Origin of the sequence: Micromonospora sp. KC606 (assembly GCF_004348675.1) — a bacterium.
Classification (GTDB): Bacteria; Actinomycetota; Actinomycetes; order Mycobacteriales; family Micromonosporaceae; genus Micromonospora.
Window position 1 is genome coordinate 1 of record NZ_SMKN01000011.1, and the last position, 23,367, is coordinate 23,367.

A 23,367-nucleotide genomic window follows, 5' to 3' on the forward strand; every position below is an offset into this window, starting at 1 on the left:
GGCCGGGCCTCGCCCGTTCACACCTCGGTGGGCACCCGCAGCCGGCGGGTGAGGTCGGCGCGGCGGGCGTACTCCGTCGGGTCGGCCGGGTAGCCGACCTCGATCAGGGCCAGCCCGTGCGCCGGCGCGACGGTCACCTCACTGGATCTTTCCCGCCGGGTCAGCAGGCCGGCCGGCCACTCGACCGGGCGACGACCGTCCCCGGCGACCAGCATCGCGCCGACCAGGCTGCGCACCATGTTCTGGCAGAAGGCGTCGGCCTGCACGGTGGCGACCAGGATGCCGTCGGGGTCGCGCCGCCAGTCCAACCGGGTCACCTCGCGCAGCGTGGTGGCGTTCTCCTTGCGCCGGCAGTACGCGGCGAAGTCGTGCTCCCCCACCAGACCGGCCGCCGCCGCGTTCAACGCGGCAAGGTCCAGCGGCTTGGGCCAGGCCAGGGTGTCCCGCCGGCGCAGCGGCTCGGCGCCCCAGACCGCGTCGGTGACCCGGTACTCGTAGCGGCGGAAGGTCGCCGAGAACCGGGCGTCGAAGTCGGCAGGCACCTCGGTCATCGCCCGGACCCGCACGTCGCCGGGGAGCAGCCGGGCCAGCCGGCGTAGCAGCCGCCCCACGTGCTCCCGCCACACCGTGGCGGGCAGGTCGAGGTGGCAGACCTGCCCGGTGGCGTGCACTCCGGCGTCGGTCCGGCCGGCCACGGTCAGGCCCGTCACGGTGCCCGTCCCGAGCACCAGGTCCAGCGTCTCGGTGAGCACCCCGGCGACCGTTCGGCGGGCCGGCTGGGCCGCCCAGCCGGAGAAGTCGGTGCCGTCGTACGACACGTCCAGCCGCAGTCGGATCCGTTCGTCCACCTCGTACCTCCAGTCATGGGTCGGGCCCGGCACCCACAGGGATGCCGGGCCCGACGAAGACCTTGGTCAGGCCTTGTTCTGCTCGTTGTTCTCCTCGACGGCGAGGTCGCTGTCCTCGCGGGCCGCGGCGGTGTCGCCCGACGCCGAGATCGGAGGCTCGGCGTCCTGGTCGTCGTCGGTCGACTTCGGGGTCTCCTCCGCCGGCGCGAGCGCCTCGACCTTGTCCTGCTGCGCGGCCTTGCGGGCGGCGGTCTTCTTGTTCGCCTTGGGCTCGGCGACCTGAAGCTCCTCGACCAGCTCGATGATCGCCATCGGAGCGGCGTCACCCTTGCGCGGACCGGTCTTCACGATCCGGGTGTAGCCACCGTTGCGGTTGGCGTACCGGGGCGCGATCTGGTCGAACAGGGCGTAGACCACGTCCTTGTCCTTGACGACGCCCAGCACCCGCCGCCGCGACGCGAGGTCGCCACGCTTGGCCTTGGTGATGAGCTGCTCGGCCAGCGGTCGCAGCCGCCGGGCCTTCGTCTCGGTGGTCTGGATCTTGCCGTGCTGGAACAGCGCGGTGGCCAGGTTGGCCAGCATCAGCCGCTCGTGCGCGGGGCTGCCGCCGAGGCGGGGGCCCTTGGTGGGCGTGGGCATTGTTGGTGCTCCTCAGGTGTGGCGGCAGCGCGGACTAGAGCTGCTCGGTCTCGCGGTAGTCGTCGGTGTCGTAGTCGGCCTCGCCGAAGGCGTCCACGACGTGCGCCGGGTCGAAGTTCGGAGCCGAGTCCTTCAGCCCCAGACCCATCCCGGCGAGCTTCATCTTGACCTCGTCGATCGACTTCTGACCGAAGTTCCGGATGTCGAGGAGGTCGGCCTCGGTGCGCCCGATCAGCTCACCAACGGAGTTGATGCCCTCGCGCTTGAGGCAGTTGTAGGAGCGGACGGTAAGGTCCAGCTCCTCGATCGGCAGGGCCAGGTCCGCCGCGAGCTGGGCGTCCTGCGGGGACGGCCCGATGTCGATACCCTCGGCGGTCTCGTCCAGTTCCCGGGCCAGACCGAAGAGCTCCACCAACGTCGAGCCGGCAGAGGCCAGCGCGGTACGCGGCCCCATCGACGGCTTGGTCTCGACGTCGATGATCAGCCGGTCGAAGTCGGTCCGCTGCTCGACCCGGGTCGCCTCGACCCGATAGGTCACCTTGAGCACCGGCGAGTAGATCGAGTCGACCGGGATCCGGCCGATCTCTGCACCCGCCTGCTTGTTCTGCGCCGCCGTGACGTAGCCGCGCCCCCGCTCGACGGTCAGCTCCATGTCGAGCCGGCCCTTGCCGTTGAGGGTGGCGAGCTTGAGATCCGGGTTGTGCACCGAGACGCCGGCCGGGGGCTGGATGTCACCCGCGGTCACGTCGCCGGGGCCCTGCTTGCGCAGGTACATGCTGACCGGCTCGTCGTGCTCGGAGCTGACGCAGAGCTCCTTGATGTTCATGACGAGCTCGACCACGTCCTCCTTGACCCCGGGGATGGTGGTGAACTCGTGCAGCACACCGTCGATCTTGATCGACGTGACCGCCGCACCCGGAATGGACGACAGCAGCGTACGGCGCAGCGAGTTGCCCAGGGTGTAGCCGAAGCCGGGCTCCAGCGGCTCGATGGTGAACCGGGACCGGGTCTCGTTGATCGACTCCTCGGAGAGGGTCGGTCGCTGACTGATGAGCATTTCTTCTCTTCTCTTCCGGGACGCCCGCTATATGACGCCCACGACAAAACTGTTCCGGTGGCCCGCCCCCGGGGGGGGCGGGCCACCGCAACGAGCCCCTACTTCGAGTAGAGCTCGACGATCAGCTGCTCCTGGACCTGGGTGTCGATCACCTGGCGGGCCGGGAGCGAGTGCACGAGGATCTTCATCTGGCTCGGAATGGCCTCCAGCCACGCCGGAACCGACCGCGAACCGGCCTGAGCCTGCGCCACCAGGAACGGGGTGAGCTCCTTGCTCTTGCCCCGGACCTCGATGATGTCGTGCTCCTTGACGCGGTACGACGGGATGTCGACCTTCTTGCCGTTCACGGTGAAGTGGCCGTGCTTGACCAGCTGGCGGGCCTGGTCACGCGAGCTGGCGTAGCCGGCCCGGTAGACCACGTTGTCCAGCCGCGACTCGAGGATCTGCAGCAGGACCTCGCCGGTCTTGGCCTTCTTGCCCACGGCCTCTTCGTAGTAGCCGCGGAACTGCTTCTCCAGCACGCCGTAGACACGACGGGCCTTCTGCTTCTCACGGAGCTGGAGCAGGTACTCCGTCTCCTTGGTGCGGCCGCGGCCGTGCTGCCCGGGCGGGAACGGCCGGGACTCGAACGGGCACTTCGGACCATCGCACTTGCTGCCCTTGAGGAACAGCTTCATCTTCTCCCGCCGGCAACGGCGGCAGTCAGCACCGGTGTAACGAGCCATCTCTCTCTAACCTCTCAGACCCGGCGACGCTTCGGCGGACGGCAACCGTTGTGCGGCTGCGGGGTGACGTCGGCGATCTGACCGACCTCGAGCCCGGCTGCCTGCAGCGAACGGATGGCGGTCTCCCGGCCGGAGCCGGGGCCCTTGACGAACACGTCGACCTTGCGCATGCCGTGCTCCATCGCCCGACGCGCGGCGGCCTCGGCGGCCAGCTGCGCGGCGAACGGAGTCGACTTGCGCGAGCCCTTGAAGCCCACCTGGCCGGAGGAGGCCCAGGAGATGACCGCACCGGTCGGGTCGGTGATCGACACGATGGTGTTGTTGAAGGTGCTCTTGATGTGCGCCTGCCCGTGGGCGACGTTCTTGCGTTCCTTGCGCCGGACCTTCTTGACGGCGGCTCCGGCACGAGCCTTCGGTGGCATAAGTCTGTGCGCTCCTAGTTACTTCTTGCCGGGCTTCTTCTTGCCGGCGACGGTCCGCTTCGGGCCCTTGCGGGTCCGTGCGTTGGTCTTGGTCCGCTGGCCACGCACGGGCAGGCCCCGGCGGTGCCGGATGCCGGCGTAGCAGCCGATCTCGACCTTGCGGCGGATGTCAGCGGCGACCTCGCGGCGCAGGTCGCCTTCAACCTTGTAGTTGCCCTCGATGTGGTTGCGGAGCTGGACCAGCTCCTCATCCGTGAGGTCCCGAACGCGCTTGTCCGGCGAGATGCCGGTGGCGGTGAGCGTCTCCAGGGCGCGGGTACGACCGACCCCGAAGATGTAGGTGAGCGCGATCTCCATCCGCTTCTCGCGGGGGAGGTCGACGCCGACTAGACGTGCCATGTGCGGGCGTACTCCTCGTGATGTTGTGGCGGAGGTGTGGACCCGTCCCACCCCGCTACCGACCACCCTGTCCCTCCGGCGCCATCGGCGCCGGCGACCGGGAGTGGTCGCTGCCCAAGCGGGCCCCGGCCTCCGACCGGGGGTCGGCCACGTTCGAGTACGCCCTGCGTACCGCCCGCGGCTGGGACGAGCTGGTGATGTGTGCGGTAAGAATCTGCGACCCGGGCGACGTTCCGCCGCCGCTCGTCACGGTCGGCGGGAACGGCTCAGCCCTGGCGCTGCTTGTGGCGCGGGTCCTGGCAGATGACCATGACCCGGCCGTGCCGGCGGATCACCCGGCACTTGTTGCAGATCCTCTTGACGCTCGGCTTGACCTTCACGGTTGCCTTACTTCCCATCTGGCCCGGAGTCGCGACGATGCGCGACGCCGGACGTCGAAGACGGACACGGGGACGTCCCGGCCGTCGTCAGGCTTACTTGTAGCGGTAGACGATGCGCCCGCGGGTCAGGTCGTACGGCGAGAGTTCGACGACGACCCGGTCTTCCGGCAGGATACGGATGTAGTGCTGCCGCATCTTGCCGCTGATGTGAGCCAGCACCTTGTGGCCGTTCGCGAGCTCCACCCGGAACATGGCGTTCGGCAGGGGCTCGATGACCCGACCCTCGATCTCGATGGCTCCGTCTTTTTTCGGCATGTCCTCCGCTGTCCTGACGTCGGTTACTCCGGACGGCCCACAACGTCTTACACGGGCGTCCGACCATGATCGGAGGCCCGAGCCAGCCGCGGCTCCGACTCCCACCGAAGCGCTGGTGGGCATGCCGGAGTGGACGCTGTGCGCCGATCAGAAAGTCTACGCCCGCCTGCGGCCGCTCGCCAAACCGGCCACCCGGTCGGTCACCCGGGCGGAGGATTCCGCCCACCCCACCGCCTCACTCACGGGCCACCGCCTTCCTACAGCCGCGTTGGGGCCGGTGAGGTCCGAGGGGCGAGAGCCAGGGCCGGGAGGGCGGCCGGGGGTGGGGGCCGGTGACGGACAGCGGACCGGAAACTCAGACGCGTCCGGCAGATGCTGGCCCCCGGTCGCGTTTCGGCCCGAACGCGACCGGTGAACCGTTTCTGCACTCAAGTGCACTAGTCAGTGCTGGGGGCGCGCGGTGCCGTCCAGGCCGACCGGCACGACCCAGAGGCCGGCCCAGGCGAGGGGACGTGGGCGAACCGCCGGCAGCCTCTTCCACCTGATACCGCTATCGGTTCCAGGGGGCGGACGCGCGCTCAGGCCGCCGGGGAGTTGGCTGGCGGGCGGGCGGTGACCAGGTCGCCGAGTCGGGACCGACCACCGTCGAACGCGGTGAGCACCCAGACCCCGTCCGGCAGCAACGCCATGGAATGTTCGACATGCACCGCCATCGAGCCGTCCCGGGTGACGACCGTCCAGCCGTCGGCCAGTTCGACGGTACGCGGCGAGCCCATCGTGATCATCGGCTCGATGGCCAACGCCATGCCGGGGACCAACCGTGGGCCCTTGCCCGGGCGGCCATGGTTCAGCACGTGCGGGTCCTGGTGCATCTCGGTGCCGATCCCGTGCCCGCCGTAGCCGTCGACGATGCCGTATCGGCCCCCCTTGCGGACCGCGACCTCCACCGCGTGGGAGATGTCGGTCAGCCGGCCCTTGCCGCTGGCGACACCACGCGCGGCAGCCGCGATGCCGGCCCACATGGCGTCCTCGGCGACGGCGGCCATCGTCAGCAGCGCCGGGTCCACGTCACCCACGCCCACCGTGATCGCCGCGTCGCCGTGCCAGCCGTCCAGCACCGCCCCGCAGTCGATGGAGACCAGGTCACCGTCGCGGAGCACCTGCTGCGACGACGGGATGGCGTGCACCACCTGTTCGTTGACCGAGGAGCAGATCGAGGCGGGGAAGCCGTGGTAGCCCTTGAACGACGGGACCGCCCCGGCCTCACGGATCGTCGCCTCGGCGATCGCGTCCAGGTCGGCGGTGCTGACCCCGGGAGCGACCGCCTCCCGCATCCGGCGCAGGGCCTCGGCGACCACCAGGCCGGCGGCCCGCATCTTGCCGATCTGGTCGGGGGTCTTCAGCTGGATGTCCAGCTGGGGACGGCGCATCGAGCAATCACCTTTCGTTGCCGGACAGCGAACAGCGGGGCACGTCGCACGTACCCCGCTGTTCCTACTCTATCCGCCGGCCAGGGCGTGCTGTCATCCGCCGTACGAGCGCAGGGCGTCGATGGCGCGGACCGTGACGTCCTCCACCGGGCCGGTGGCGTCAATGCCGACCAGCTTGCCCTGGGCGCCGTAGTAGTCCACGAGCGGCGCGGTCTTGTCGGCGTACTCCCGCAGCCGGGCCGCGATCGTCTCCGGCTTGTCGTCGTCCCGTTGGAACAGCTCGGCACCGCAGCGGTCGCAGATGCCCTCGCGGGTGGTGGCGTCGAACTCGACGTGCCAGATCTTGCCGCAGCCGCGGCAGGTACGCCGCCCGGACAGGCGCCGTATCACCTCGTCGTCGTCGACGACGAGCTCCAGTACCAGATCCAACGCGCTGCCGAGGTCGGCGAGGAGCTTGTCCAGCGCGGCGGCCTGCGGCGTGGTCCGCGGGAAGCCGTCGAGCAGGAAGCCGTCAGCGGCGTCCGGCTCGGCGAGCCGGTCCCGGACCATGTTGATGGTGACTTCGTCCGGGACGAGCTTGCCGGCGTCCATGTAACGCTTGGCCTCGACGCCCAGCGGCGTGCCCTGCGAGACGTTCGCCCGGAAGATGTCCCCGGTCGAGATCTTCGGCACCGCGAGGTGCGCGGCGATGAACTCCGCCTGTGTGCCCTTGCCCGCGCCCGGCGGGCCAACCAGAACGAGTCGCATCTAGCGCAGGAACCCTTCGTAGTTCCGCTGCATGAGTTGACTCTCGATCTGCTTAACAGTCTCCAGACCGACGCCGACCATGATGAGCACAGCGGTGCCGCCGAACGGGAAGTTGAGGAACTGCTCACTGTTCAGCCAGATGAAGAAGAAGTTCGGCAGGACCGCGACGAGACCCAGGTAGAGCGCACCCGGCAGGGTGATCCGGCTGAGGATGAAGTCGAGGTACTCCGCGGTCGGCTTGCCCGGGCGGATACCCGGCACGAAGCCGCCGTACTTCTTCATGTTGTCCGCGACCTCGGTCGGGTTGAACGTGATCGACACGTAGAAGTACGTGAAGAAGATGATGAGCAGGAAGTAGATGATGATGTGCTCGGGCGCGGTCGCCTTGACGATGTGGTTCTGGATCCAGGCCTGGACCTTGCCGGGGTCGTTCGGGTCGAAGAACTGCAGGGCCAGCTGCGGCAGGTAGAGCAGCGACGAGGCGAAGATGACCGGGATGACACCCGCCTGGTTGACCTTCAGCGGTATGTAGGTCGACGTGCCGCCGTACATCCGCCGGCCGATCATCCGCTTGGCGTACTGTACCGGGATCCGGCGCTGCGCCTGCTCGATGAAGCAGACCGCGGTGATGACCAGCAGGACCAGGGCGAGCACCAGGGCGAACTTGGCCCAGCCCTCGTTGGTCTTGATCTTCCAGCCCTCGCTGGGGAGCCGGGCGGCGATCGAGGTGAAGATGAGGACCGACATGCCGTTGCCGACGCCGCGGTCGGTGATCAGCTCGCCGAGCCACATCACCATGCCGGTGCCGGCGGTCATCGTCATGACCAGGATGCTCAGGGTGAGCCAGTTCGGGAGGCCGGTGCCCTCGGGCACGATCGGGAACTCGTCGCACTGGTTGTTGAAGAGCTGCCCGGAGCGGGCCAGCGCCACGAACGCCGAGGACTGGAGGATGCCCAGGCCGAGGGTCAGGTAGCGGGTGTACTGGGTGATCTTCGCCTGCCCGGCCTGGCCCTCCTTGCGGAGCTGCTCCAGCCGTGGGATGACCACCGTCAGCAGCTGCAGGATGATCGACGCGGTGATGTAGGGCATGATGCCCAGCGCGAAGACCGACAGCTGCAGCAACGCGCCACCGGAGAAGAGATCCAGCAGGTTCAGCACACCGGTGCTGCCGCCACTCTGGATCTTGTCGAGGCACTGCTGCACGTTGCCGTACGAGACGCCCGGGCTGGGCAGGGTCGCGCCCAGCCGGTAGACCGCGATGATGCCTACTGTGAACAGCAGCTTCTTGCGCAGGTCAGGCGTACGGAACGCACTGAGAAAGGCGGACAGCAACTTCTTCCTCCTGCGCGAGGCGGGCCGCCGGTGATCCCTGGCGGGTCGGGGTGGGTGCCGGGCGAGCGCCCGATATCCATAGCTGGGATGGGACTCTAACAGCCCGATCCCGGTCCGGGCAGATGTGCCCGGCTACATAAAACGAATCCGATGTTACCCGGCGCACACGCGCCCGGTAGACCGTGGCGCCCGCCCAGTTGAGGAAAACTGAGCGGGCGCCACGGATCCATGCCTTTACAGCTCGGTGGCGGAGCCACCGGCAGCGGTGATCTTCTCCTTGGCCGACGCGCTGAACGCGTGCGCCGACACCTGGAGGGCCACACCGCCGAGGTCGCCGGTGCCGAGGACCTTCACCGGGTGGCCCTTGCGGACCGCGCCGGCGTCGACCAGCTCCTGCGGGCCGACCTGGCCGCCGTTCGGGAACAGCTCGGCCAGCCGGTCCAGGTTGACCACCTGGAAGACGACCTTGAACTTGTTCTTGAAGCCCTTCATCTTCGGCAGGCGCATGTGGATGGGCATCTGACCACCCTCGAACGCCGCCGAGATGTTCTTGCGGGCCTTGGAACCCTTGGTACCGCGACCGGCGGTCTTGCCCTTGGAGCCCTCACCGCGACCCACCCGGGTCTTCGCGGTCTTGGCACCGGGCGCCGGGCGCAGGTGGTGGACCTTGATCGTCATTACTCGACCTCCTCGACCTTCACGAGGTGGTTGACCGCGAAGATCATGCCGCGGATCTCCGGACGATCCTCCTTGACCACCACGTCGTTGATCCGCTTCAGACCGAGCGAACGCAGCGAGTCGCGCTGGTTCTGCTTGGTCCCGATCTCGGACCGGACCTGGGTGACCTTCAGGCGTGCCATCAGGACGCCACCCCCGCCCGCGACGCCAGCATGGCCGCCGGCGCGACGTCCTCGACCGGCAGGCCACGACGAGCCGCGACCTGCTCCGGGGACTCGAGCCCCTTCAGGGCCGCCACGGTGGCGTGCACGATGTTGATCGGGTTCGACGAGCCGAGGCTCTTGGAGAGCACGTCGTGGATACCCGCGCACTCCAGCACGGCACGCACCGGACCACCGGCGATGACACCCGTACCGGCCGATGCCGGCTTGAGCAGCACCACACCGGCGGCATCCTCGCCCTGCACCGGGTGCGGGATCGACTGGCCGATCCGCGGCACCTTGAAGAAGTGCTTCTTGGCCTCCTCGACACCCTTGGCGATCGCCGCGGGCACCTCCTTGGCCTTTCCGTAGCCCACGCCGACGGTGCCGTCGCCGTCGCCCACGATCACCAGGGCGGTGAAGCTGAAACGACGACCACCCTTCACGACCTTGGCGACACGGTTGATCGCGACGACCCGCTCGAGGTGCGGGGTCTTCTCGACGGGCGCGTTTCCGCGGCCGCCCTCACGGCGGTTGTCGCGGCGACCACCCTCGTTGCCACCGGACCCGCCGCCACGGCGCTGTTGACCTGGCATCAGCAGCCTTCCTTCTCTCTCGTGACGGGGTTTCTAGAACTCGAGCCCGGCTTCGCGGGCGGCGTCGGCGAGCGCGGCGACCCGCCCCGCGTACCGGTTGCCACCGCGGTCGAAGACGACCTTGGACACGCCGGCCGCCTTGGCCCGCTCGGCGAGCAGGGTACCGACCTTGCCGGCCAGGGCGCTCTTGTCGCCCTCCGCGCCGCGCAGCGAGGCGTCCAGGGTCGAGGCCGACGCCAGGGTGTGACCCTTGGTGTCGTCCACGATCTGGGCGACGATGTGCCGCAGGGAGCGGGTGACCACCAGGCGGGGGCGCTCGGCGGTGCCGCTGACGTTCTTGCGGACCCGGAAGTGCCGGCGCGCACGCCCGACGGCACGCTTGGCGGCGACGCCGCGGCGGCGCTTGAGCAGCGTGGCGCTCACTTCTTACCTGCCTTTCGAATGGCCTTGCAGCCGGCGGACGACCTCGCCATGGTGCTAGCGATCGCGGTCACTTCTTGCCCGCCTTTCCAGCCTTACGGCGGATGACCTCGCCCTGGTACTTCACGCCCTTGCCCTTGTAGGGCTCCGGCGGGCGGATCTTCCGGATGTTGGCGGCGACCTCGCCGACCTGCTGCTTGTCGATGCCGGCCACGTGGAACAGCGTCGGCCTCTCCACCGTGAAGGTGATGCCGTCCGGGGCGGGCACCAGCACCGGGTGCGAGAACCCGAGCGCGAACTCGAGGTCCTTGCCCTTGGCGCTGACGCGGTAACCGGTGCCGGCGATCTCCAGGCTCTTACGGTAGCCCTCGGTCACCCCGACGATCATGTTGGCGACCAGGGTACGGCTCAGGCCGTGCAGCTCCTTGGCCTTGCGCTCGTCGTTGGGCCGGCTGACGTGCAGCTGGCCGTCCTCGCCCCGCTCCGCCGTGATCGGCTCCGCGAGCGTGTGGGACAGCTCGCCCTTGGGGCCCTTGACCTTGACGGTCTGGCCCTCGATCGTGATATCGACGCCGGCCGGTACCGGGATCGACTTACGTCCAATACGCGACATTTCTACCTGTCTCCCGTTACCAGACGAAGGCGAGGACTTCCCCGCCAACGCTCCGCTTGCGGGCCTGCCGGTCGGTGAGCAGCCCCTGGGACGTCGAAATGATCGCCACGCCCAGCCCGCCGAGCACCCGCGGGAGCCCGTCCGACTTGGCGTACACCCGGAGACCGGGCTTGGACACACGCTTGATGCCGGCCAGGCTGCGCTCGCGGTTCTGGCCGTACTTCAGCTCGACGACCAGTCGCTTGCCGACGGCGCCCTCCTCGGGCTCCTCGACCAACCAGGTGGCGATGTAACCCTCGGACTTCAGGACCTCGGCGATGTTGGCCTTGATCTTGGAGTACGGCATCGTCACCCGGTCGTGGTACGCCTGGTTGGCGTTACGCAGACGCGTGAGCATGTCTGCGATCGGGTCGGTCATCGTCATGAAATTCGTCAACCTTTCTCGCCGGGGTTCCCCGGGCAGGGCCCGGGGCCTACGGCGAAGAGACAGTTCAGCTGACGCGCGAAGCGCGCCGGGCTATTACCAGGAAGCCTTGGACACGCCGGGCAGCTCACCGCGGTGGGCCATCTCCCGGATGCACACCCGGCAGAGACCGAACTTGCGGTAGACCGCCTTCGGACGCCCGCACCGCTGGCAGCGGGTGTAGGCGCGAACCGAGAACTTCGGCTTCGCGGCCGCCTTGATGATCAGCGCCTTCTTGGCCATTCGCTCAGTTCTCCTTGAACGGGAAGCCCAGGAGCTTGAGCAGCGCCCGGCCCTCGTCGTCGGTCGTGGCGGTCGTGACCACCGTGATGTCCATGCCCCGCTGGCGATCGATCTTGTCCTGGTCGATCTCGTGGAACACCGACTGCTCGGTCAGACCGAACGTGTAGTTGCCGTGCCCGTCGAGCTTGCGCCCGTCCAGGCCGCGGAAGTCACGGATACGCGGCAGCGCGATCGACAGCAGCCGGTCCAGGAACTCCCACATCCGGTCGCCGCGGAGGGTGACCTTCGCGCCGATCGGCATGCCCTCGCGCAGCTTGAACTGCGCGATCGACTTGGTCGCGCGCCGCACCTGCGGCTTCTGGCCGGTGATGATGGCCAGGTCACGGACCGCGCCGTCGATCAGCTTGGCGTCGCGAGCAGCCTCGCCGACACCCATGTTGACGACGATCTTGACCAGCCGCGGAACCTGCATGGGGTTCGCGAAGCTGTGCTGCTTCTGCAGCTCGGCCACGATCTCGTTACGGTACCGCTCCTTGAGGCGCGGCATGGTCTTGGTTTCGATAGCCGTGGTCATCACAGGTCCTTACCGGTGCTACGCGCGATGCGGACCTTCTGGCCGTTCTCGTCGAACCGGTACCCGACGCGGGTCGGGTTCCCGTCGGAGTCCAGGACCTGCACGTTGGAGACGTGGATCGGGGCCTCCTGGGTGACGATGCCACCGGTCTTGGCGCCACGCTGGGTGGTGCTGATACGGGTGTGCTTCTTGACCCGGTTCACGCCCTCGACCAGGATCTTGTCCTGCCGCGGGTAGGCCGCGATGACCTTACCCTTGGCGCCCTTGTCCTTGCCGGCGATGACGACGACCGTGTCGCCCTTCTTGACCTTCACGGTCACAACACCTCCGGCGCGAGAGAGATGATCTTCATGAACCGCTTGTCCCGCAGCTCGCGGCCGACGGGGCCGAAGATACGGGTACCGCGCGGGTCCCCGCCGTCCTTGATGATGACGGCGGCGTTCTCGTCGAAGCGGATGTACGAGCCGTCCGGCCGCCGCTTCTCCTTGGCGGTGCGGACGACGACGGCCTTGACGACGTCGCCCTTCTTCACACCGGCACCCGGGATCGCGTCCTTGACCGTGGCCACGATGACGTCGCCGATGCTCGCGTAGCGCCGACCGGAGCCACCGAGAACCCGGATGCACAGGATCTCCCGGGCACCCGTGTTGTCGGCGACGCGCAGTCGCGACTCCTGCTGAATCACGTCTATCTCCTATGTCTGCCGGTTCTCCGGCCGCCTGTGGGGCGGCCGGAGCCTGGCGGAACCTGCGCCCGACCGATACCGGCCGAGCTCGAGCCTTCGCTACTTGGCCTTCTCGAGGATCTCCACGAGCCGCCACCGCTTGGTGGCGGAGAGCGGCCGGGTCTCCATGATCAGGACCCGGTCGCCGATGCCGGCCGAGTTCTGCTCGTCGTGCACCTTCAGCTTCCTGGTCCGGCGCATGATCTTGCCGTACAGCGCGTGCTTGACCCGGTCCTCGACCTCGACCACGACGGTCTTTTCCATCTTGTCGCTGACCACCAGGCCCTCACGGACCTTGCGGCGAGCCCGCACGGTGGCGGTGGTGTTCTCGTCGGTCATGATGCAGTCACCTCAGTCGGCGCGGCCGAGAGACCCAGCTCGCGCTCACGCATGATCGTGTAGATCCGGGCGATCTCCCGACGGATGACCTGCAGCCGCCGGTTGTTGTCCAGCTGCCCGGTTGCAGCCTGCACGCGGAGATTGAACAGCTCCGCCTTGGCCTCGCGCAGCTTCGTGACCAGCTCCTCCTCGGAGAGCTCACGCAGCTCGGAAGGCTTGACGCCCGCTGCCATCAGGATTCACCCACTTCGCGCGTCACAATGCGGCACTTCATCGGGAGCTTGTGGATCGCGCGACGCATCGCCTCTCGCGCGATCTGCTCGTTGGGGAAGGACATCTCGAAGAGAACCCGCCCCGGCTTGACATTGGCGACCCACCACTCGGGCGAGCCCTTACCGGAACCCATCCGGGTTTCCGCCGGCTTCTTGGTCAGGGCCTGGTCCGGGAAGATCGTGATCCAGACCTTGCCGCCACGCTTGATGTGGCGGGTCATCGCGATACGCGCCGACTCGATCTGGCGGTTGGTCACGTACGCCGGCTCGAGAGCCTGGATCCCGAACTCGCCGAACACCACCCGGTTACCACCCTTGGACGCGCCGCTGCGGTCCGGGTGGTGCGGCTTGCGGAAGCCCTTCGGGGGCTTGCGCGGCATCAGCATCTGTCAGCCCTCCTGCTGCGTTTCTGCCGGCTGAGTGTCGGCCGGAGCGGACGCGGCCGCGGCGACAGCACCGCTGTCGACCGGCTCGCCGCTCGGCGTCTCGGCCTGCTGCGCGATGGTGGTCGCAGCAGCCCGGCCAGCCTCGGTGCCACCGGCGGTCGTGCCGGACGAACCCGACCGGCCACGGCGCGGCCGCTCGGGGCGGTCGCCGCGGTCACGGCGCGGGCGGGACGGACCGGCCTCGGCCGGAGCCTCCCGGCCCGGGACGGCGTCGCCCTTGTAGATCCAGACCTTCACGCCGATCCGGCCGAAGGTGGTACGGGCCTCGAAGAAGCCGTACTCGATGTTGGCCCGCAGCGTGTGCAGCGGAACCCGGCCCTCGCGGTAGAACTCCGTCCGGCTCATCTCGGCGCCGCCGAGGCGACCCGAGACCTGAACCCGGATGCCCTTGCAGACCGGGTTCTTCATCGCCGACTGCATCGCCTTGCGCATCGCCCGACGGAAGCTGACCCGGCTGGAGAGCTGCTCGGCGACGCCCTGGGCGACCAGCTGCGCGTCCGACTCGGGGTTCTTCACCTCGATGATGTTCAGCTGGACCTGCTTGCCGGTGAGCTTCTCCAGCTCACCGCGGATCCGGTCGGCCTCCGCACCCTTACGGCCGATGACGATGCCCGGCCGGGCGGTGTGGATGTCCACGCGGACGCGGTCCCGGGTGCGCTCGATGTCGACCTTGGAGATGCCGGCACGCTCGAGCCCCTTGGACATCATCCGGCGAATCTTGACGTCCTCGCCGATGTAGTCCTTGTAGAGCTTGTCCGCGAACCAGCGGGACTTCCAGTCGGTCGAGATGCCGAGCCGGAACCCAGTGGGGTGAACCTTCTGACCCATTACTCGGCACCCTCCGTCGTGCTCTGCCCATCAGCCGGCTCGGCCTTCTTCGCCAGCTCGGCCTTCTTCGCCGACTTCTTCGGCGCGGCCGGCGCGACCGCCTCGACCGCCACGGTGATGTGGCAGGTGCGCTTGCGGATCCGGTAGGCCCGGCCCTGCGCCCGCGGCCGGAACCGCTTCATGGTCGGGCCCTCGTCGACGAACGCCTCGCTGACGAGCAGCGCGTCGGGGTCCAGCCGCTCGTTGTTCTCCGCGTTGGCGATCGCGCTCGCGAGCACCTTGTACACCTGCTCGCTCGCAGCCTGCGGCGCGAACTGCAGCACCGTGAGCGCCTCCTTCGCGGGCAGGCCGCGGACGAGGTTGACCACCCGGCGCGCCTTCATCGGCGAGATGCGCACGTGCCGCGCAACCGCCCGCGCGCCCGGAAGCACCGGAGCGTCGCCCTTTCCTGGCATCGCTGTAACCCCTTGTTCCTCTATCCGTATGCCCGCGGCGTCAGCGCCGGCGGCTCTTCCGGTCGTCCTTCTCGTGACCCTTGAACGTGCGGGTCAGCGCGAACTCGCCGAGCTTGTGCCCGACCATGGCCTCGGTCACGAACACCGGGACGTGCTTGCGTCCGTCGTGCACGGCGATCGTGTGCCCCAGCATCTCGGGGATGATCGTCGAGCGCCGCGACCAGGTCTTGATGACGTTCTTCGAGCCCTTGTCGTTCTGCGTCTCCACCTTCTTGAGCAGGTGGTCGTCGATGAACGGGCCCTTCTTCAGGCTGCGAGGCATGCTCTATCTCCCTCAGCCGCGCTTACGCGTGGCGTAACGGCGGCGGACGATCAGCCGGTCGCTCGGCTGGCCCTTACGACGGGTGCGGCCCTCGGGCTTACCCTGCGGGTTGACCGGGTGGCGACCACCGGAGGTCTTACCCTCACCACCACCGTGCGGGTGGTCCACCGGGTTCATCGCGACACCACGGACGGTCGGGCGCTTGCCCTTCCACCGCATCCGGCCGGCCTTACCCCAGTTGATGTTCGACTGGTCGGCGTTGCCGATCTCGCCGATGCTCGCGCGGCACCGCACGTCGACCCGCCGGATCTCACCGGACGGCATGCGCAGGGTCGCGTACGCGCCCTCACGGCCGAGCAGCTGGATGCCGACGCCGGCCGAGCGGGCCAGCTTGGCGCCGCCGCCCGGACGAAGCTCCACGTTGTGGATCGTCGTACCGACCGGGATGTTGCGCAGCGGCAGGTTGTTGCCCGGCTTGATGTCCGCGCCCGGGCCCGACTCGACCGCGTCGCCCTGCTTCAGGTCCTTCGGCGCGATGATGTAGCGCTTCTCGCCGTCGGCGTAGTGCAGCAGCGCGATGCGCGCGGTGCGGTTCGGGTCGTACTCGATGTGTGCGACCTTCGCCGGCACGCCGTCCTTGTCGACCCGCTTGAAGTCGATCAGACGGTACTGCCGCTTGTGCCCGCCACCGTGGTGCCGGGTGGTGATCCGGCCGTGGGCGTTGCGACCGCCCTTCTTCGGCAGCGGAGCCAGCAGGGACTTCTCCGGCGTCGACCGGGTGATCTCGGCGAAGTCGGCGACGCTGGAGCCACGCCGGCCCGGCGTCGTCGGCTTGTACTTACGGATAGCCATTGTCTACACCCCTCAGCTGACCGGGCCGCCGAAGGCCTCGATACGGTCACCGTCAGCCAGCTTCACGATCGCCCGCTTGGTGGCCTTACGCTGGCCGAACCCGGTCTTGGTCCGCTTGCGCTTGCCCTGGCGGTTGAGCGTGTTGACCGTCAGGACGCGGACGTTGAAGATCTGCTGGATAGCGATCTTGATCTCGGTCTTGTTCGCGTCCGGGTGCACCAGGAAGGTGTACCAGTTCCGGTTCAGCTCGCTGTAGCTCTTCTCCGAGACGACCGGCGCGACGATGACGTCCCGCGGGTCGGCGATCGTGCTCACTTGCCACCCTCCTCGGTGGTCTCGGCGGGCTCAGCCGCCCGGCCGACTACCGTCGGCAGCCCCAGGAACTCGTCCAGGGCTTCCTTGGTGAAGACCACGTCGTCGGCCACCAGCACGTCGTACGTGTTGAGCTGGCTGGCCTCGATCAGGTGCACCCGCGGCTCGTTGCGCAGCGACACCCAGTTCAGCTCGTCGGTGCTGCTCAGCACGACCAGGACGCGCCGGGCGTCGGTCAGCTTCGCCAGCGTGGCCAACGCGGCCTTGGTCGACGGCTTCTCGCCCGAGACGAACGCCTCGACGACGTGCACCTGGCCGGCGCGCGCCCGGTCGGAGAGGGCGCCACGCAGGGCGGCGGCCTTCATCTTCTTCGGGGTCCGCTGGCTGTAGTCGCGCGGGACCGGACCGTGCACCACGCCACCGCCGGCGAACTGCGGCGCGCGGATCGAGCCCTGACGGGCCCGGCCGGTGCCCTTCTGCTTGTACGGCTTCTTGCCGCCACCGGCGACCTCGCCGCGGGTCTTGACCTTGTGCGTGCCCTGCCGGGCCGCCGCGAGCTGAGCCACCACGACCTGGTGCATCAACGCGATGTTTGCCTGGACGTCGAAGATGTCGGCGGGCAGCTCGACGGAGCCGGCCTTGTCGCCTTCGACGTTGCGGACGTCAACGGTGGTCACTTGGCCGCACCGCCCTTCTTCGCCTTGGCCGCGGTACGGACCAGGACCAGTGCCCCCTTGGGGCCGGGAATGGCACCGCGGACGAGCAGGAGGTTGTTCTCGGTGTCCACCGCCTGGACGGTCAGGTTCTGGACGGTGTAACGCACGCCGCCCATCCGACCGGCCATCCGGGTGCCCTTGAAGACGCGACCCGGGGTGGCGCAGGCGCCGATGGAGCCCGGCGAGCGGTGCTTGCGCTCCACACCGTGGCTGGCGCGCAGACCGTGGAAGCCGTGCCGCTTCATCGGGCCGGCATAGCCCTTGCCCTTGGTCTTGCCGGTGACGTCGATGACGACGCCCGCCGGGAACTCCTCGACCGTGACCTCCTGGCCCGGCGAGTAGTCCGTGGCGTCGATGGTGCGCAGCTCGACGATGTGCCGGCGCGGCGCCACGTCTGCCTTCGCGTAGTGCCCGCTGATCGGCTTCTTGACCTTGCGCGGGTCGATCGTGCCGTAGGCGAGCTGGATGGCGGAGTACCCGTCCTTCTCGGCGCTACGAACCTGGCTGACGACGCACGGGCCGGCCTGCACCACGGTCACGGGAACAACCTTGTTGTTGTCCCAGACCTGGGTCATGCCGAGCTTGGCGCCCAGGATCCCCTTGACTTGCCTGTCCATCTGTCCGGTCCCTACAGCTTGATCTCGATGTCGACGCCAGCCGGCAGGTCGAGGCGCATGAGCGAGTCGACCGTCTTCGGGGTCGGGTCGATGATGTCGATCAGCCGCTTGTGCGTGCGCATCTCGAAGTGCTCGCGCGAGTCCTTGTACTTGTGCGGCGAGCGGATAACGCAGAAACGGTTGATCTCCGTGGGCAGCGGCACCGGCCCTGCGACCTGCGCCCCGGTACGCGTCACCGTCTCGACGATCTTCCGAGCCGAGGAGTCGACGACCTCGTGGTCATAGGCCTTGAGCCGGATGCGGATCTTCTGTCCCGCCATGGTGGCTTCTGTTCCTTCTCTCGATGCCGCTGTGTTGCGGGCACCTGTACCGGCTGGTACAGGCCCACTTCGCCGACCCCCGCGGTCGGGCGTGTCGCGCCCTCGGACCAGGCTCCGCCCCGGGACTCCGGAGCGACTCTCCTGACCGCGCGGTGGGTCAAGGCGCCGATCGCATCACAGCGATCTGGACGCCGTGCGAGGGTGGTTGATCACCAGGGGTGATCAACCACCCTACGCGCGACTGTTGGTCTTCCCGGAGGTCCAGCGTGCACCGGACGCGGGCGACTAACCGTCGTTACGCAACCTGACTAGTATGCCGCACGACCGGCGGCAACGCTAATCGGGGTTACCCAGTTCACTTGACGATCTTGGTGACGCGACCAGCGCCGACCGTACGACCACCCTCGCGGATCGCGAACTTGAGGTTCTCCTCCATGGCGATCGGCTGAATCAGCTTCACGGTCATGGTGGTGTTGTCGCCCGGCATGACCATCTCGGTGCCCTCAGGCAGCGTGACGACACCGGTGACGTCCGTGGTCCGGAAGTAGAACTGCGGACGGTAGTTCTGGAAGAACGGGGTGTGCCGGCCGCCCTCCTCCTTGGAGAGGATGTAGACCGTCGCCTCGAACTCCGTGTGCGGGGTCGTGGTGCCCGGCTTGATGACGACCATGCCGCGCTCGACGTCCTCGCGCTTGATGCCACGCAGCAGCAGACCGACGTTCTCGCCCGCGCGGGCCTCGTCGAGCAGCTTGCGGAACATCTCGATGCCGGTGCAGGTGGTCTTCATCGACTTCTCGCGGATGCCGACGATCTCCACCTCCTCGTTCGGCTTGAGGATGCCACGCTCGGCGCGACCCGTGACGACGGTGCCACGACCGGTGATCGTGAAGACGTCCTCGATCGGCATCAGGAACGGCTTCTCGGTCTCGCGCTCCGGCTGCGGGATCGCGGTGTCGACAGCGTTCATGAGCTCCAGCAGACGCCCGGTCCACTCCGGGTCGCCCTCCAGGGCCTTGAGCGCCGAGACGCGGACGACCGGCAGGTCGTCACCCGGGTATTCCTGGTTCGACAGCAGCTCGCGAACCTCGAGCTCGACGAGCTCCAGGAGCTCCTCGTCGTCGACCATGTCGCTCTTGTTCAGCGCCACGACGATGTAGGGCACGCCGACCTGGCGGGCCAGCAGCACGTGCTCGCGGGTCTGCGGCATCGGGCCGTCCGTCGCCGCGACCACCAGGATCGCGCCGTCCATCTGGGCGGCGCCGGTGATCATGTTCTTGATGTAGTCGGCGTGACCGGGGCAGTCGACGTGCGCGTAGTGCCGCGCCTCGGTCTGGTACTCGACGTGCGCGATCGAGATCGTGATGCCGCGGGCCTTCTCCTCCGGCGCCTTGTCGATCTCGTCGAACGGCGTGTACGGGTTCAGGTCCGGGAACTGGTCGTGCAGGACCTTGGTGATGGCCGCCGTCAGCGTCGTCTTACCGTGGTCGATGTGACCAATGGTGCCGATGTTGACGTGCGGCTTAGTCCGCTCGAACTTCGCCTTCGCCACTGGTGTCCTCCTGTGGACTTCTTGGTTCGTTCGCCCCGGTGCGCCAGGTCGGCGCTTAGGACTCTGTCGACAGCCTTTCCGGCCTGACGGCCGGAGAGCCTTGGTGGGTTCTGCGGCGATGAAGCCTACAGGCCCGGATTCACACAACCCGACCGAGGTGGCCGCGGGCGGAAGTTGCCCGCAGCCAGCCCCGGGTCATCGGATCAGCTCAGGTGAGCGTCACTCACCGGTCGCCTTGGCGATGATCTCCTTCGCCACCGAGGCCGGAACCTCGGCGTAGGAGTCGAACTGCATGCTGTAGCTAGCCCGGCCCTGGGTCTTCGACCGCAGGTCGCCGACGTAGCCGAACATCTCCGACAACGGCACCAGGGCCCGGACGACGCGAGCGCCGCTGCGCTCTTCCATCGCCTGGATGATGCCACGGCGGGAGTTGAGGTCGCCGATGACGTCACCCATGTTCTCCTCAGGAGTGGTGACCTCAACGGCCATCATCGGCTCGAGCAGCGCGGGGTCGGCCTTGCGGGCCGCCTCCTTCATCACCATCGAGCCGGCGATCTTGAACGCCATTTCCGACGAGTCGACCTCGTGGTACTGGCCGTCCACCAGCGTGAGCTTGACACCCACCAGCGGGAAGCCGGCGAGGATGCCGTACTGCATCGCGTCCTGCGCGCCCGCGTCCACCGACGGGATGAACTCCCGGGGGATGCGGCCACCGGTCACGGCGTTGGCGAACTCGTAGGTCGGCGCGTCGTTGCCCAGCGGCAGCGGCTCCAGGCTGATGATCACCCGGGCGTACTGGCCGGAACCACCGGTCTGCTTCTTGTGGGTGTACTCGACCTTCTCCACCTTGCGGCGGATGGTCTCGCGGTACGCCACCTGCGGCTTGCCGATGTTCGCCTCGACGTTGAACTCGCGGCGCATCCGGTCGACCAGGATGTCCAGGTGCAGCTCGCCCATGCCGGAGATGACCGTCTGGCCGGTCTGGTCGTCGAGCTTGACCCGGAAGGTCGGGTCCTCCTCGGCGAGCCGCTGGATGGCGGTGCTGAGCTTCTCCTGGTCGGCCTTGGTCTTCGGCTCGATGGCCACCTCGATGACCGGCTCCGGGAAGGTCATCGACTCCAGGATGACCGGGTTCGCCGGGTCACACAGGGTGTCACCGGTGGTGGTCTGCTTGAGACCCTGCACCGCGATGATGTCGCCGGCCTGGGCCGAGCTGCGCTCTTCCCGCTTGTTGGCGTGCATCTGGTAGATCTTGCCGATCCGCTCCTTGCGGTCCTTGGTGGAGTTGACCACCTGGGAGCCGGACTCGAGCGTGCCGGAGTAGATCCGGACGTAGGTGAGCTTGCCGAGGTGCTTGTCCGTCTGGATCTTGAAGGCCAGGCCGGAGAACGGCTCCTTGACCGACGGCCTGCGCTGCATCGGGGTCTCGCCGTCGGTGGCCGTGCCCTCGATCGCCGGGACGTCCAGCGGCGACGGCAGGTACGCCACGACCGCGTCCAGCATCGGCTGGATGCCCTTGTTCTTGAAGGCGGTGCCGGTGAGGACCGGGTTGGCCTTGCCGGCGATGGTCGACCGACGGATGGCGGCCTTGATCTCCTCGACGGAGATCTCCTCGCCCTCGAGGTACTTCTCCATCACCGCGTCGTCGACGTCGGCCAGGGTCTCCACCAGCTTCTCGCGCCACTCGGCGGCCGAGTCGGCGAGGTCGGCCGGGATCTCCTCGACCGTGTAGTCCTCACCCTTCACGGTCTCGCCGCGCCAGGTGAGTGCCCGCATTTCGACCAGGTCGACCACGCCGATGAAGTCGGACTCGGCGCCGATCGGGATCTGGAGCACCAGCGGGGTGGCGTTGAGCCGGTCGATCATCATCTGCACGCAGCGGAAGAAGTCGGCGCCGGTCCGGTCGAGCTTGTTGACGAAGCACATCCGAGGGACGTTGTACTTGTCGGCCTGACGCCAGACGTTCTCCGTCTGCGGCTCCACGCCGGCGACGCCGTCGTAGACCGCGACCGCACCGTCCAGCACCCGCAGCGACCGCTCGACCTCGACCGTGAAGTCGACGTGGCCGGGCGTGTCGATGATCTGGATCGTGTGGCCCTTCCACTCACACTTGGTGGCAGCGGAGGTGATGGTGATACCACGCTCCTGCTCCTGCTCCATCCAGTCCATGACGGCAGCGCCCTCGTGGACCTCACCGATCTTGTACGTGATACCGGTGTAGAAGAGGATCCGCTCGGTGGTAGTGGTCTTACCGGCATCGATGTGCGCCATGATGCCGATGTTGCGTACGTTGGCGAGCGCGTCTGCGGCGGCCACTTCAATCCCTACTTATCGTCGTCTCGACACAACTGGTTGCGGTTCCGGCGCCGGCCCGGCGCCGGAACCAGGGTGTTACCAGCGGTAGTGCGCGAAGGCCTTGTTGGACTCGGCCATCTTGTGCGTGTCCTCGCGCCGCTTGACGGCGGCACCCAGACCGTTGCTCGCGTCCAGCAGCTCGTTCATCAGCCGCTCGATCATGGTCTTCTCACGACGGGCCTTGGAGTACGTCACCAGCCAGCGCAGACCGAGGGTGGTCGCGCGGGCCGGACGGACCTCCACCGGCACCTGGTAGGTGGCGCCACCGACGCGGCGGCTGCGCACCTCGAGGGTCGGCTTGACGTTGTCCATCGCGCGCTTGAGCGTGACGACCGGGTCGGTGCCGCTCTTCTCGCGGCAGCCCTCCAGGGCGGCGTAGACGATGCGCTCGGCGAGCTGGCGCTTCCCGCGCATCAGGATCTTGTTCACCAGCTGGGTGACCAACGGCGAGTTGTACACCGGGTCAGCGACCAGCGGCTTCCGCGGAGCGGGTCCCTTACGCGGCATGTCAGCTCTTCTCCTTCTTCGCGCCGTAGCGGCTGCGCGCCTGCTTGCGGTTGCGGACACCCTGGGTGTCCAGCGAACCGCGGACGATCTTGTAACGCACGCCGGGGAGGTCCTTCACCCGGCCGCCGCGGACGAGCACGATCGAGTGCTCCTGCAGGTTGTGACCCACGCCCGGGATGTAGGCGGTCACCTCGATCTGGCTGCTGAGCTTGACACGCGCGACCTTGCGGAGCGCCGAGTTCGGCTTCTTGGGGGTGGTGGTGTACACGCGGGTGCAGACACCGCGCCGCTGAGGAGACCCCTTCAGCGCCGGGGTCTTGGTCTTGGTCGTCTTGGCCTGGCGGCCCTTTCGGACCAGCTGCTGAATGGTGGGCACCGGGTTTCTCCGCTCCCTTCGGTCGCTGCGAGGCGACCGCGCCGTCTGCTCGTTAGCCGGCCTGATGGACGGCTCTCCTACATTCCAACCAGGGCCACCTTGCGGAGGCCCCAGCACCCGCGGTCGGGCGTGTCGCCCAGATCACGGTTCCCGGCGCTGTCGCTCACGCGTCCGCGCCGGATGTGTCCACCGGCGCACGGCGGGCCGCGTACCGGGTCTTTGACTGTGTCGTGCCGCCACCTGATCGCCGGACGAACCGGATCCCGCGCACGCACGAGTTGCCCGGGCAGGCCCGG

At 68.1% G+C, this 23,367-nt stretch carries 36 protein-coding genes; all 36 read right to left on the reverse strand.

All coding sequences use genetic code 11. From position 1 onward, the window contains the following. Positions 1-17: 17 nt before the first annotated feature. The 36 genes from truA to rpsL all read right to left on the reverse strand — a co-directional run bounded on the left by truA (position 18) and on the right by rpsL (position 23,071). Complete coding sequence (truA, locus tag E1193_RS04365; RefSeq protein ID WP_132180502.1) at positions 18-848, reverse strand: tRNA pseudouridine(38-40) synthase TruA; 831 nt, start codon at positions 846-848, stop codon at positions 18-20. Between the two features lie 66 nt (positions 849-914). Next, positions 915-1,487 (reverse strand): 50S ribosomal protein L17, encoded by a 573-nt coding sequence (gene rplQ / locus E1193_RS04370; RefSeq protein WP_132180504.1) that lies wholly within the window; start codon positions 1,485-1,487, stop codon positions 915-917. Between the two features lie 34 nt (positions 1,488-1,521). Beyond that, the gene (locus E1193_RS04375) at positions 1,522-2,544 is read right to left on the reverse strand and encodes a DNA-directed RNA polymerase subunit alpha (RefSeq protein WP_013735931.1); all 1,023 of its coding nucleotides are present in this window, start codon (positions 2,542-2,544) and stop codon (positions 1,522-1,524) included. Between the two features lie 98 nt (positions 2,545-2,642). Beyond that, complete coding sequence (rpsD, locus tag E1193_RS04380; RefSeq protein ID WP_088960269.1) at positions 2,643-3,269, reverse strand: 30S ribosomal protein S4; 627 nt, start codon at positions 3,267-3,269, stop codon at positions 2,643-2,645. A gap of 14 nt (positions 3,270-3,283) precedes the next feature. Then, on the reverse strand, positions 3,284-3,691 hold the full coding sequence (rpsK, locus tag E1193_RS04385) for a 30S ribosomal protein S11 (protein ID WP_020513613.1): 408 nt from the start codon (positions 3,689-3,691) through the stop codon (positions 3,284-3,286). Between the two features lie 18 nt (positions 3,692-3,709). Then, positions 3,710-4,090 carry a 30S ribosomal protein S13 gene (gene rpsM / locus E1193_RS04390; protein WP_091079342.1) on the reverse strand — a complete coding sequence of 127 codons (381 nt, stop codon included), beginning with the start codon at positions 4,088-4,090 and terminating at the stop codon, positions 3,710-3,712. A 266-nt stretch (positions 4,091-4,356) separates the two neighbouring features. Next, complete coding sequence (gene rpmJ / locus E1193_RS04395; RefSeq protein WP_073834917.1) at positions 4,357-4,470, reverse strand: 50S ribosomal protein L36; 114 nt, start codon at positions 4,468-4,470, stop codon at positions 4,357-4,359. Between the two features lie 93 nt (positions 4,471-4,563). Next, the gene (infA, locus tag E1193_RS04400; RefSeq protein WP_007073013.1) at positions 4,564-4,785 is read right to left on the reverse strand and encodes a translation initiation factor IF-1; all 222 of its coding nucleotides are present in this window, start codon (positions 4,783-4,785) and stop codon (positions 4,564-4,566) included. A gap of 578 nt (positions 4,786-5,363) precedes the next feature. Continuing rightward, a complete protein-coding gene (gene map / locus E1193_RS04410) occupies positions 5,364-6,215 on the reverse strand; it encodes a type I methionyl aminopeptidase (protein ID WP_132180508.1) in 852 nt (283 codons plus the stop codon). Positions 6,216-6,308: 93 nt separating this feature from the next. After that, positions 6,309-6,962 (reverse strand): adenylate kinase, encoded by a 654-nt coding sequence (locus E1193_RS04415; protein WP_132180510.1) that lies wholly within the window; start codon positions 6,960-6,962, stop codon positions 6,309-6,311. Then, positions 6,963-8,294, reverse strand: a complete 1,332-nt coding sequence (gene secY / locus E1193_RS04420; protein ID WP_132180512.1) for a preprotein translocase subunit SecY — start codon at positions 8,292-8,294, stop codon at positions 6,963-6,965. A gap of 234 nt (positions 8,295-8,528) precedes the next feature. Further along, complete coding sequence (rplO, locus tag E1193_RS04425; protein WP_132180514.1) at positions 8,529-8,972, reverse strand: 50S ribosomal protein L15; 444 nt, start codon at positions 8,970-8,972, stop codon at positions 8,529-8,531. Beyond that, positions 8,972-9,154, reverse strand: a complete 183-nt coding sequence (gene rpmD, locus E1193_RS04430; protein WP_007073018.1) for a 50S ribosomal protein L30 — start codon at positions 9,152-9,154, stop codon at positions 8,972-8,974. The genes rplO and rpmD overlap by 1 nt, the downstream gene beginning before the upstream one ends. Beyond that, complete coding sequence (gene rpsE, locus E1193_RS04435) at positions 9,154-9,768, reverse strand: 30S ribosomal protein S5 (RefSeq protein WP_091290339.1); 615 nt, start codon at positions 9,766-9,768, stop codon at positions 9,154-9,156. Before rpsE ends, rpmD begins: the two co-directional genes overlap by 1 nt. A gap of 33 nt (positions 9,769-9,801) precedes the next feature. Then, the gene (rplR, locus tag E1193_RS04440; protein WP_132180516.1) at positions 9,802-10,191 is read right to left on the reverse strand and encodes a 50S ribosomal protein L18; all 390 of its coding nucleotides are present in this window, start codon (positions 10,189-10,191) and stop codon (positions 9,802-9,804) included. Positions 10,192-10,258: 67 nt separating this feature from the next. Beyond that, entirely contained in the window at positions 10,259-10,801 is a 543-nt protein-coding gene (gene rplF, locus E1193_RS04445; protein WP_132180518.1) for a 50S ribosomal protein L6, read from the reverse strand. A gap of 16 nt (positions 10,802-10,817) precedes the next feature. Beyond that, a complete protein-coding gene (gene rpsH, locus E1193_RS04450; RefSeq protein WP_132180521.1) occupies positions 10,818-11,225 on the reverse strand; it encodes a 30S ribosomal protein S8 in 408 nt (135 codons plus the stop codon). Between the two features lie 96 nt (positions 11,226-11,321). Further along, the gene (locus tag E1193_RS04455; RefSeq protein WP_007465272.1) at positions 11,322-11,507 is read right to left on the reverse strand and encodes a type Z 30S ribosomal protein S14; all 186 of its coding nucleotides are present in this window, start codon (positions 11,505-11,507) and stop codon (positions 11,322-11,324) included. 4 nt (positions 11,508-11,511) lie between these two features. Beyond that, positions 11,512-12,081, reverse strand: a complete 570-nt coding sequence (gene rplE / locus E1193_RS04460; protein WP_132180523.1) for a 50S ribosomal protein L5 — start codon at positions 12,079-12,081, stop codon at positions 11,512-11,514. Further along, positions 12,081-12,401, reverse strand: a complete 321-nt coding sequence (gene rplX, locus E1193_RS04465) for a 50S ribosomal protein L24 (protein ID WP_207922564.1) — start codon at positions 12,399-12,401, stop codon at positions 12,081-12,083. The genes rplE and rplX overlap by 1 nt, the downstream gene beginning before the upstream one ends. Beyond that, a complete protein-coding gene (gene rplN, locus E1193_RS04470) occupies positions 12,398-12,766 on the reverse strand; it encodes a 50S ribosomal protein L14 (RefSeq protein WP_007073026.1) in 369 nt (122 codons plus the stop codon). The genes rplX and rplN overlap by 4 nt, the downstream gene beginning before the upstream one ends. Positions 12,767-12,865: 99 nt before the next feature. Continuing rightward, positions 12,866-13,144: a 30S ribosomal protein S17 gene (gene rpsQ / locus E1193_RS04475; RefSeq protein WP_132180527.1), complete on the reverse strand. Its 279-nt coding sequence runs from the start codon at positions 13,142-13,144 to the stop codon at positions 12,866-12,868. Further along, on the reverse strand, positions 13,141-13,377 hold the full coding sequence (gene rpmC, locus E1193_RS04480; protein WP_013288628.1) for a 50S ribosomal protein L29: 237 nt from the start codon (positions 13,375-13,377) through the stop codon (positions 13,141-13,143). Before rpmC ends, rpsQ begins: the two co-directional genes overlap by 4 nt. After that, positions 13,377-13,802 (reverse strand): 50S ribosomal protein L16, encoded by a 426-nt coding sequence (gene rplP, locus E1193_RS04485; protein WP_007465292.1) that lies wholly within the window; start codon positions 13,800-13,802, stop codon positions 13,377-13,379. The genes rpmC and rplP overlap by 1 nt, the downstream gene beginning before the upstream one ends. 3 nt (positions 13,803-13,805) lie before the next feature. After that, the gene (gene rpsC / locus E1193_RS04490) at positions 13,806-14,690 is read right to left on the reverse strand and encodes a 30S ribosomal protein S3 (RefSeq protein ID WP_132180529.1); all 885 of its coding nucleotides are present in this window, start codon (positions 14,688-14,690) and stop codon (positions 13,806-13,808) included. Further along, positions 14,690-15,145, reverse strand: coding sequence for a 50S ribosomal protein L22 (gene rplV / locus E1193_RS04495; RefSeq protein ID WP_132180532.1), 456 nt, complete (start codon positions 15,143-15,145; stop codon positions 14,690-14,692). Before rplV ends, rpsC begins: the two co-directional genes overlap by 1 nt. A 40-nt stretch (positions 15,146-15,185) precedes the next feature. Beyond that, positions 15,186-15,467 carry a 30S ribosomal protein S19 gene (rpsS, locus tag E1193_RS04500; RefSeq protein WP_088647003.1) on the reverse strand — a complete coding sequence of 94 codons (282 nt, stop codon included), beginning with the start codon at positions 15,465-15,467 and terminating at the stop codon, positions 15,186-15,188. Between the two features lie 12 nt (positions 15,468-15,479). Beyond that, positions 15,480-16,319, reverse strand: coding sequence for a 50S ribosomal protein L2 (gene rplB / locus E1193_RS04505; RefSeq protein WP_046567215.1), 840 nt, complete (start codon positions 16,317-16,319; stop codon positions 15,480-15,482). Between the two features lie 12 nt (positions 16,320-16,331). Then, a complete protein-coding gene (gene rplW, locus E1193_RS04510; RefSeq protein ID WP_067301418.1) occupies positions 16,332-16,634 on the reverse strand; it encodes a 50S ribosomal protein L23 in 303 nt (100 codons plus the stop codon). Then, on the reverse strand, positions 16,631-17,308 hold the full coding sequence (gene rplD, locus E1193_RS04515; RefSeq protein ID WP_132180534.1) for a 50S ribosomal protein L4: 678 nt from the start codon (positions 17,306-17,308) through the stop codon (positions 16,631-16,633). Before rplD ends, rplW begins: the two co-directional genes overlap by 4 nt. Continuing rightward, positions 17,305-17,964 carry a 50S ribosomal protein L3 gene (rplC, locus tag E1193_RS04520; protein WP_132180536.1) on the reverse strand — a complete coding sequence of 220 codons (660 nt, stop codon included), beginning with the start codon at positions 17,962-17,964 and terminating at the stop codon, positions 17,305-17,307. Before rplC ends, rplD begins: the two co-directional genes overlap by 4 nt. A gap of 11 nt (positions 17,965-17,975) precedes the next feature. Further along, positions 17,976-18,284: a 30S ribosomal protein S10 gene (gene rpsJ, locus E1193_RS04525; RefSeq protein ID WP_007073037.1), complete on the reverse strand. Its 309-nt coding sequence runs from the start codon at positions 18,282-18,284 to the stop codon at positions 17,976-17,978. A gap of 355 nt (positions 18,285-18,639) precedes the next feature. Then, positions 18,640-19,833, reverse strand: coding sequence for an elongation factor Tu (gene tuf, locus E1193_RS04530; protein ID WP_132180538.1), 1,194 nt, complete (start codon positions 19,831-19,833; stop codon positions 18,640-18,642). A 219-nt stretch (positions 19,834-20,052) separates the two neighbouring features. Further along, positions 20,053-22,149 carry an elongation factor G gene (fusA, locus tag E1193_RS04535; RefSeq protein WP_132180540.1) on the reverse strand — a complete coding sequence of 699 codons (2,097 nt, stop codon included), beginning with the start codon at positions 22,147-22,149 and terminating at the stop codon, positions 20,053-20,055. 75 nt (positions 22,150-22,224) lie between these two features. Beyond that, complete coding sequence (gene rpsG / locus E1193_RS04540; RefSeq protein ID WP_091242043.1) at positions 22,225-22,695, reverse strand: 30S ribosomal protein S7; 471 nt, start codon at positions 22,693-22,695, stop codon at positions 22,225-22,227. A gap of 1 nt (position 22,696) precedes the next feature. Then, positions 22,697-23,071 (reverse strand): 30S ribosomal protein S12, encoded by a 375-nt coding sequence (rpsL, locus tag E1193_RS04545; protein ID WP_007465318.1) that lies wholly within the window; start codon positions 23,069-23,071, stop codon positions 22,697-22,699. Positions 23,072-23,367 lie beyond the last annotated feature (296 nt).

Excerpts from the sequence above, each read along its gene's own strand:
- rplF (WP_132180518.1), bottom strand. The coding sequence starts at position 10,801 with ATGTCGCGTATTGGACGTAAGTCGATCCCGGTACCGGCCGGCGTCGAT.
- rplQ (WP_132180504.1), bottom strand. The coding sequence starts at position 1,487 with ATGCCCACGCCCACCAAGGGCCCCCGCCTCGGCGGCAGCCCCGCGCAC.
- E1193_RS04415 (WP_132180510.1), bottom strand. The coding sequence starts at position 6,962 with ATGCGACTCGTTCTGGTTGGCCCGCCGGGCGCGGGCAAGGGCACACAG.
- rpmD (WP_007073018.1), bottom strand. The coding sequence starts at position 9,154 with ATGGCACGCCTGAAGGTCACCCAGGTCCGGTCCGAGATCGGGACCAAG.
- rplP (WP_007465292.1), bottom strand. The coding sequence starts at position 13,802 with ATGCTGATGCCGCGCAAGCCCCCGAAGGGCTTCCGCAAGCCGCACCAC.
- rpmC (WP_013288628.1), bottom strand. The coding sequence starts at position 13,377 with ATGGCAGCGGGCGTCAAGCCTTCCGAGCTGCGTGAGCTCTCCGAGGAG.
- rpsE (WP_091290339.1), bottom strand. The coding sequence starts at position 9,768 with ATGCCAGGTCAACAGCGCCGTGGCGGCGGGTCCGGTGGCAACGAGGGT.
- map (WP_132180508.1), bottom strand. The coding sequence starts at position 6,215 with ATGCGCCGTCCCCAGCTGGACATCCAGCTGAAGACCCCCGACCAGATC.
- rpsD (WP_088960269.1), bottom strand. The coding sequence starts at position 3,269 with ATGGCTCGTTACACCGGTGCTGACTGCCGCCGTTGCCGGCGGGAGAAG.
- rpsQ (WP_132180527.1), bottom strand. The coding sequence starts at position 13,144 with ATGACCGACGAGAACACCACCGCCACCGTGCGGGCTCGCCGCAAGGTC.
- rplE (WP_132180523.1), bottom strand. The coding sequence starts at position 12,081 with ATGACCACGGCTATCGAAACCAAGACCATGCCGCGCCTCAAGGAGCGG.
- rpsG (WP_091242043.1), bottom strand. The coding sequence starts at position 22,695 with ATGCCGCGTAAGGGACCCGCTCCGCGGAAGCCGCTGGTCGCTGACCCG.
- rpsC (WP_132180529.1), bottom strand. The coding sequence starts at position 14,690 with ATGGGTCAGAAGGTTCACCCCACTGGGTTCCGGCTCGGCATCTCGACC.
- rplV (WP_132180532.1), bottom strand. The coding sequence starts at position 15,145 with ATGCCAGGAAAGGGCGACGCTCCGGTGCTTCCGGGCGCGCGGGCGGTT.
- rplB (WP_046567215.1), bottom strand. The coding sequence starts at position 16,319 with ATGGCTATCCGTAAGTACAAGCCGACGACGCCGGGCCGGCGTGGCTCC.
- rplO (WP_132180514.1), bottom strand. The coding sequence starts at position 8,972 with ATGACGATCAAGGTCCACCACCTGCGCCCGGCGCCCGGTGCCAAGACC.
- rpsJ (WP_007073037.1), bottom strand. The coding sequence starts at position 18,284 with ATGGCGGGACAGAAGATCCGCATCCGGCTCAAGGCCTATGACCACGAG.
- rpsS (WP_088647003.1), bottom strand. The coding sequence starts at position 15,467 with ATGCCTCGCAGCCTGAAGAAGGGCCCGTTCATCGACGACCACCTGCTC.
- E1193_RS04375 (WP_013735931.1), bottom strand. The coding sequence starts at position 2,544 with ATGCTCATCAGTCAGCGACCGACCCTCTCCGAGGAGTCGATCAACGAG.
- rpsM (WP_091079342.1), bottom strand. The coding sequence starts at position 4,090 with ATGGCACGTCTAGTCGGCGTCGACCTCCCCCGCGAGAAGCGGATGGAG.
- rplC (WP_132180536.1), bottom strand. The coding sequence starts at position 17,964 with ATGGACAGGCAAGTCAAGGGGATCCTGGGCGCCAAGCTCGGCATGACC.
- rpsH (WP_132180521.1), bottom strand. The coding sequence starts at position 11,225 with ATGACGATGACCGACCCGATCGCAGACATGCTCACGCGTCTGCGTAAC.
- infA (WP_007073013.1), bottom strand. The coding sequence starts at position 4,785 with ATGCCGAAAAAAGACGGAGCCATCGAGATCGAGGGTCGGGTCATCGAG.
- rpsK (WP_020513613.1), bottom strand. The coding sequence starts at position 3,691 with ATGCCACCGAAGGCTCGTGCCGGAGCCGCCGTCAAGAAGGTCCGGCGC.
- E1193_RS04455 (WP_007465272.1), bottom strand. The coding sequence starts at position 11,507 with ATGGCCAAGAAGGCGCTGATCATCAAGGCGGCCGCGAAGCCGAAGTTC.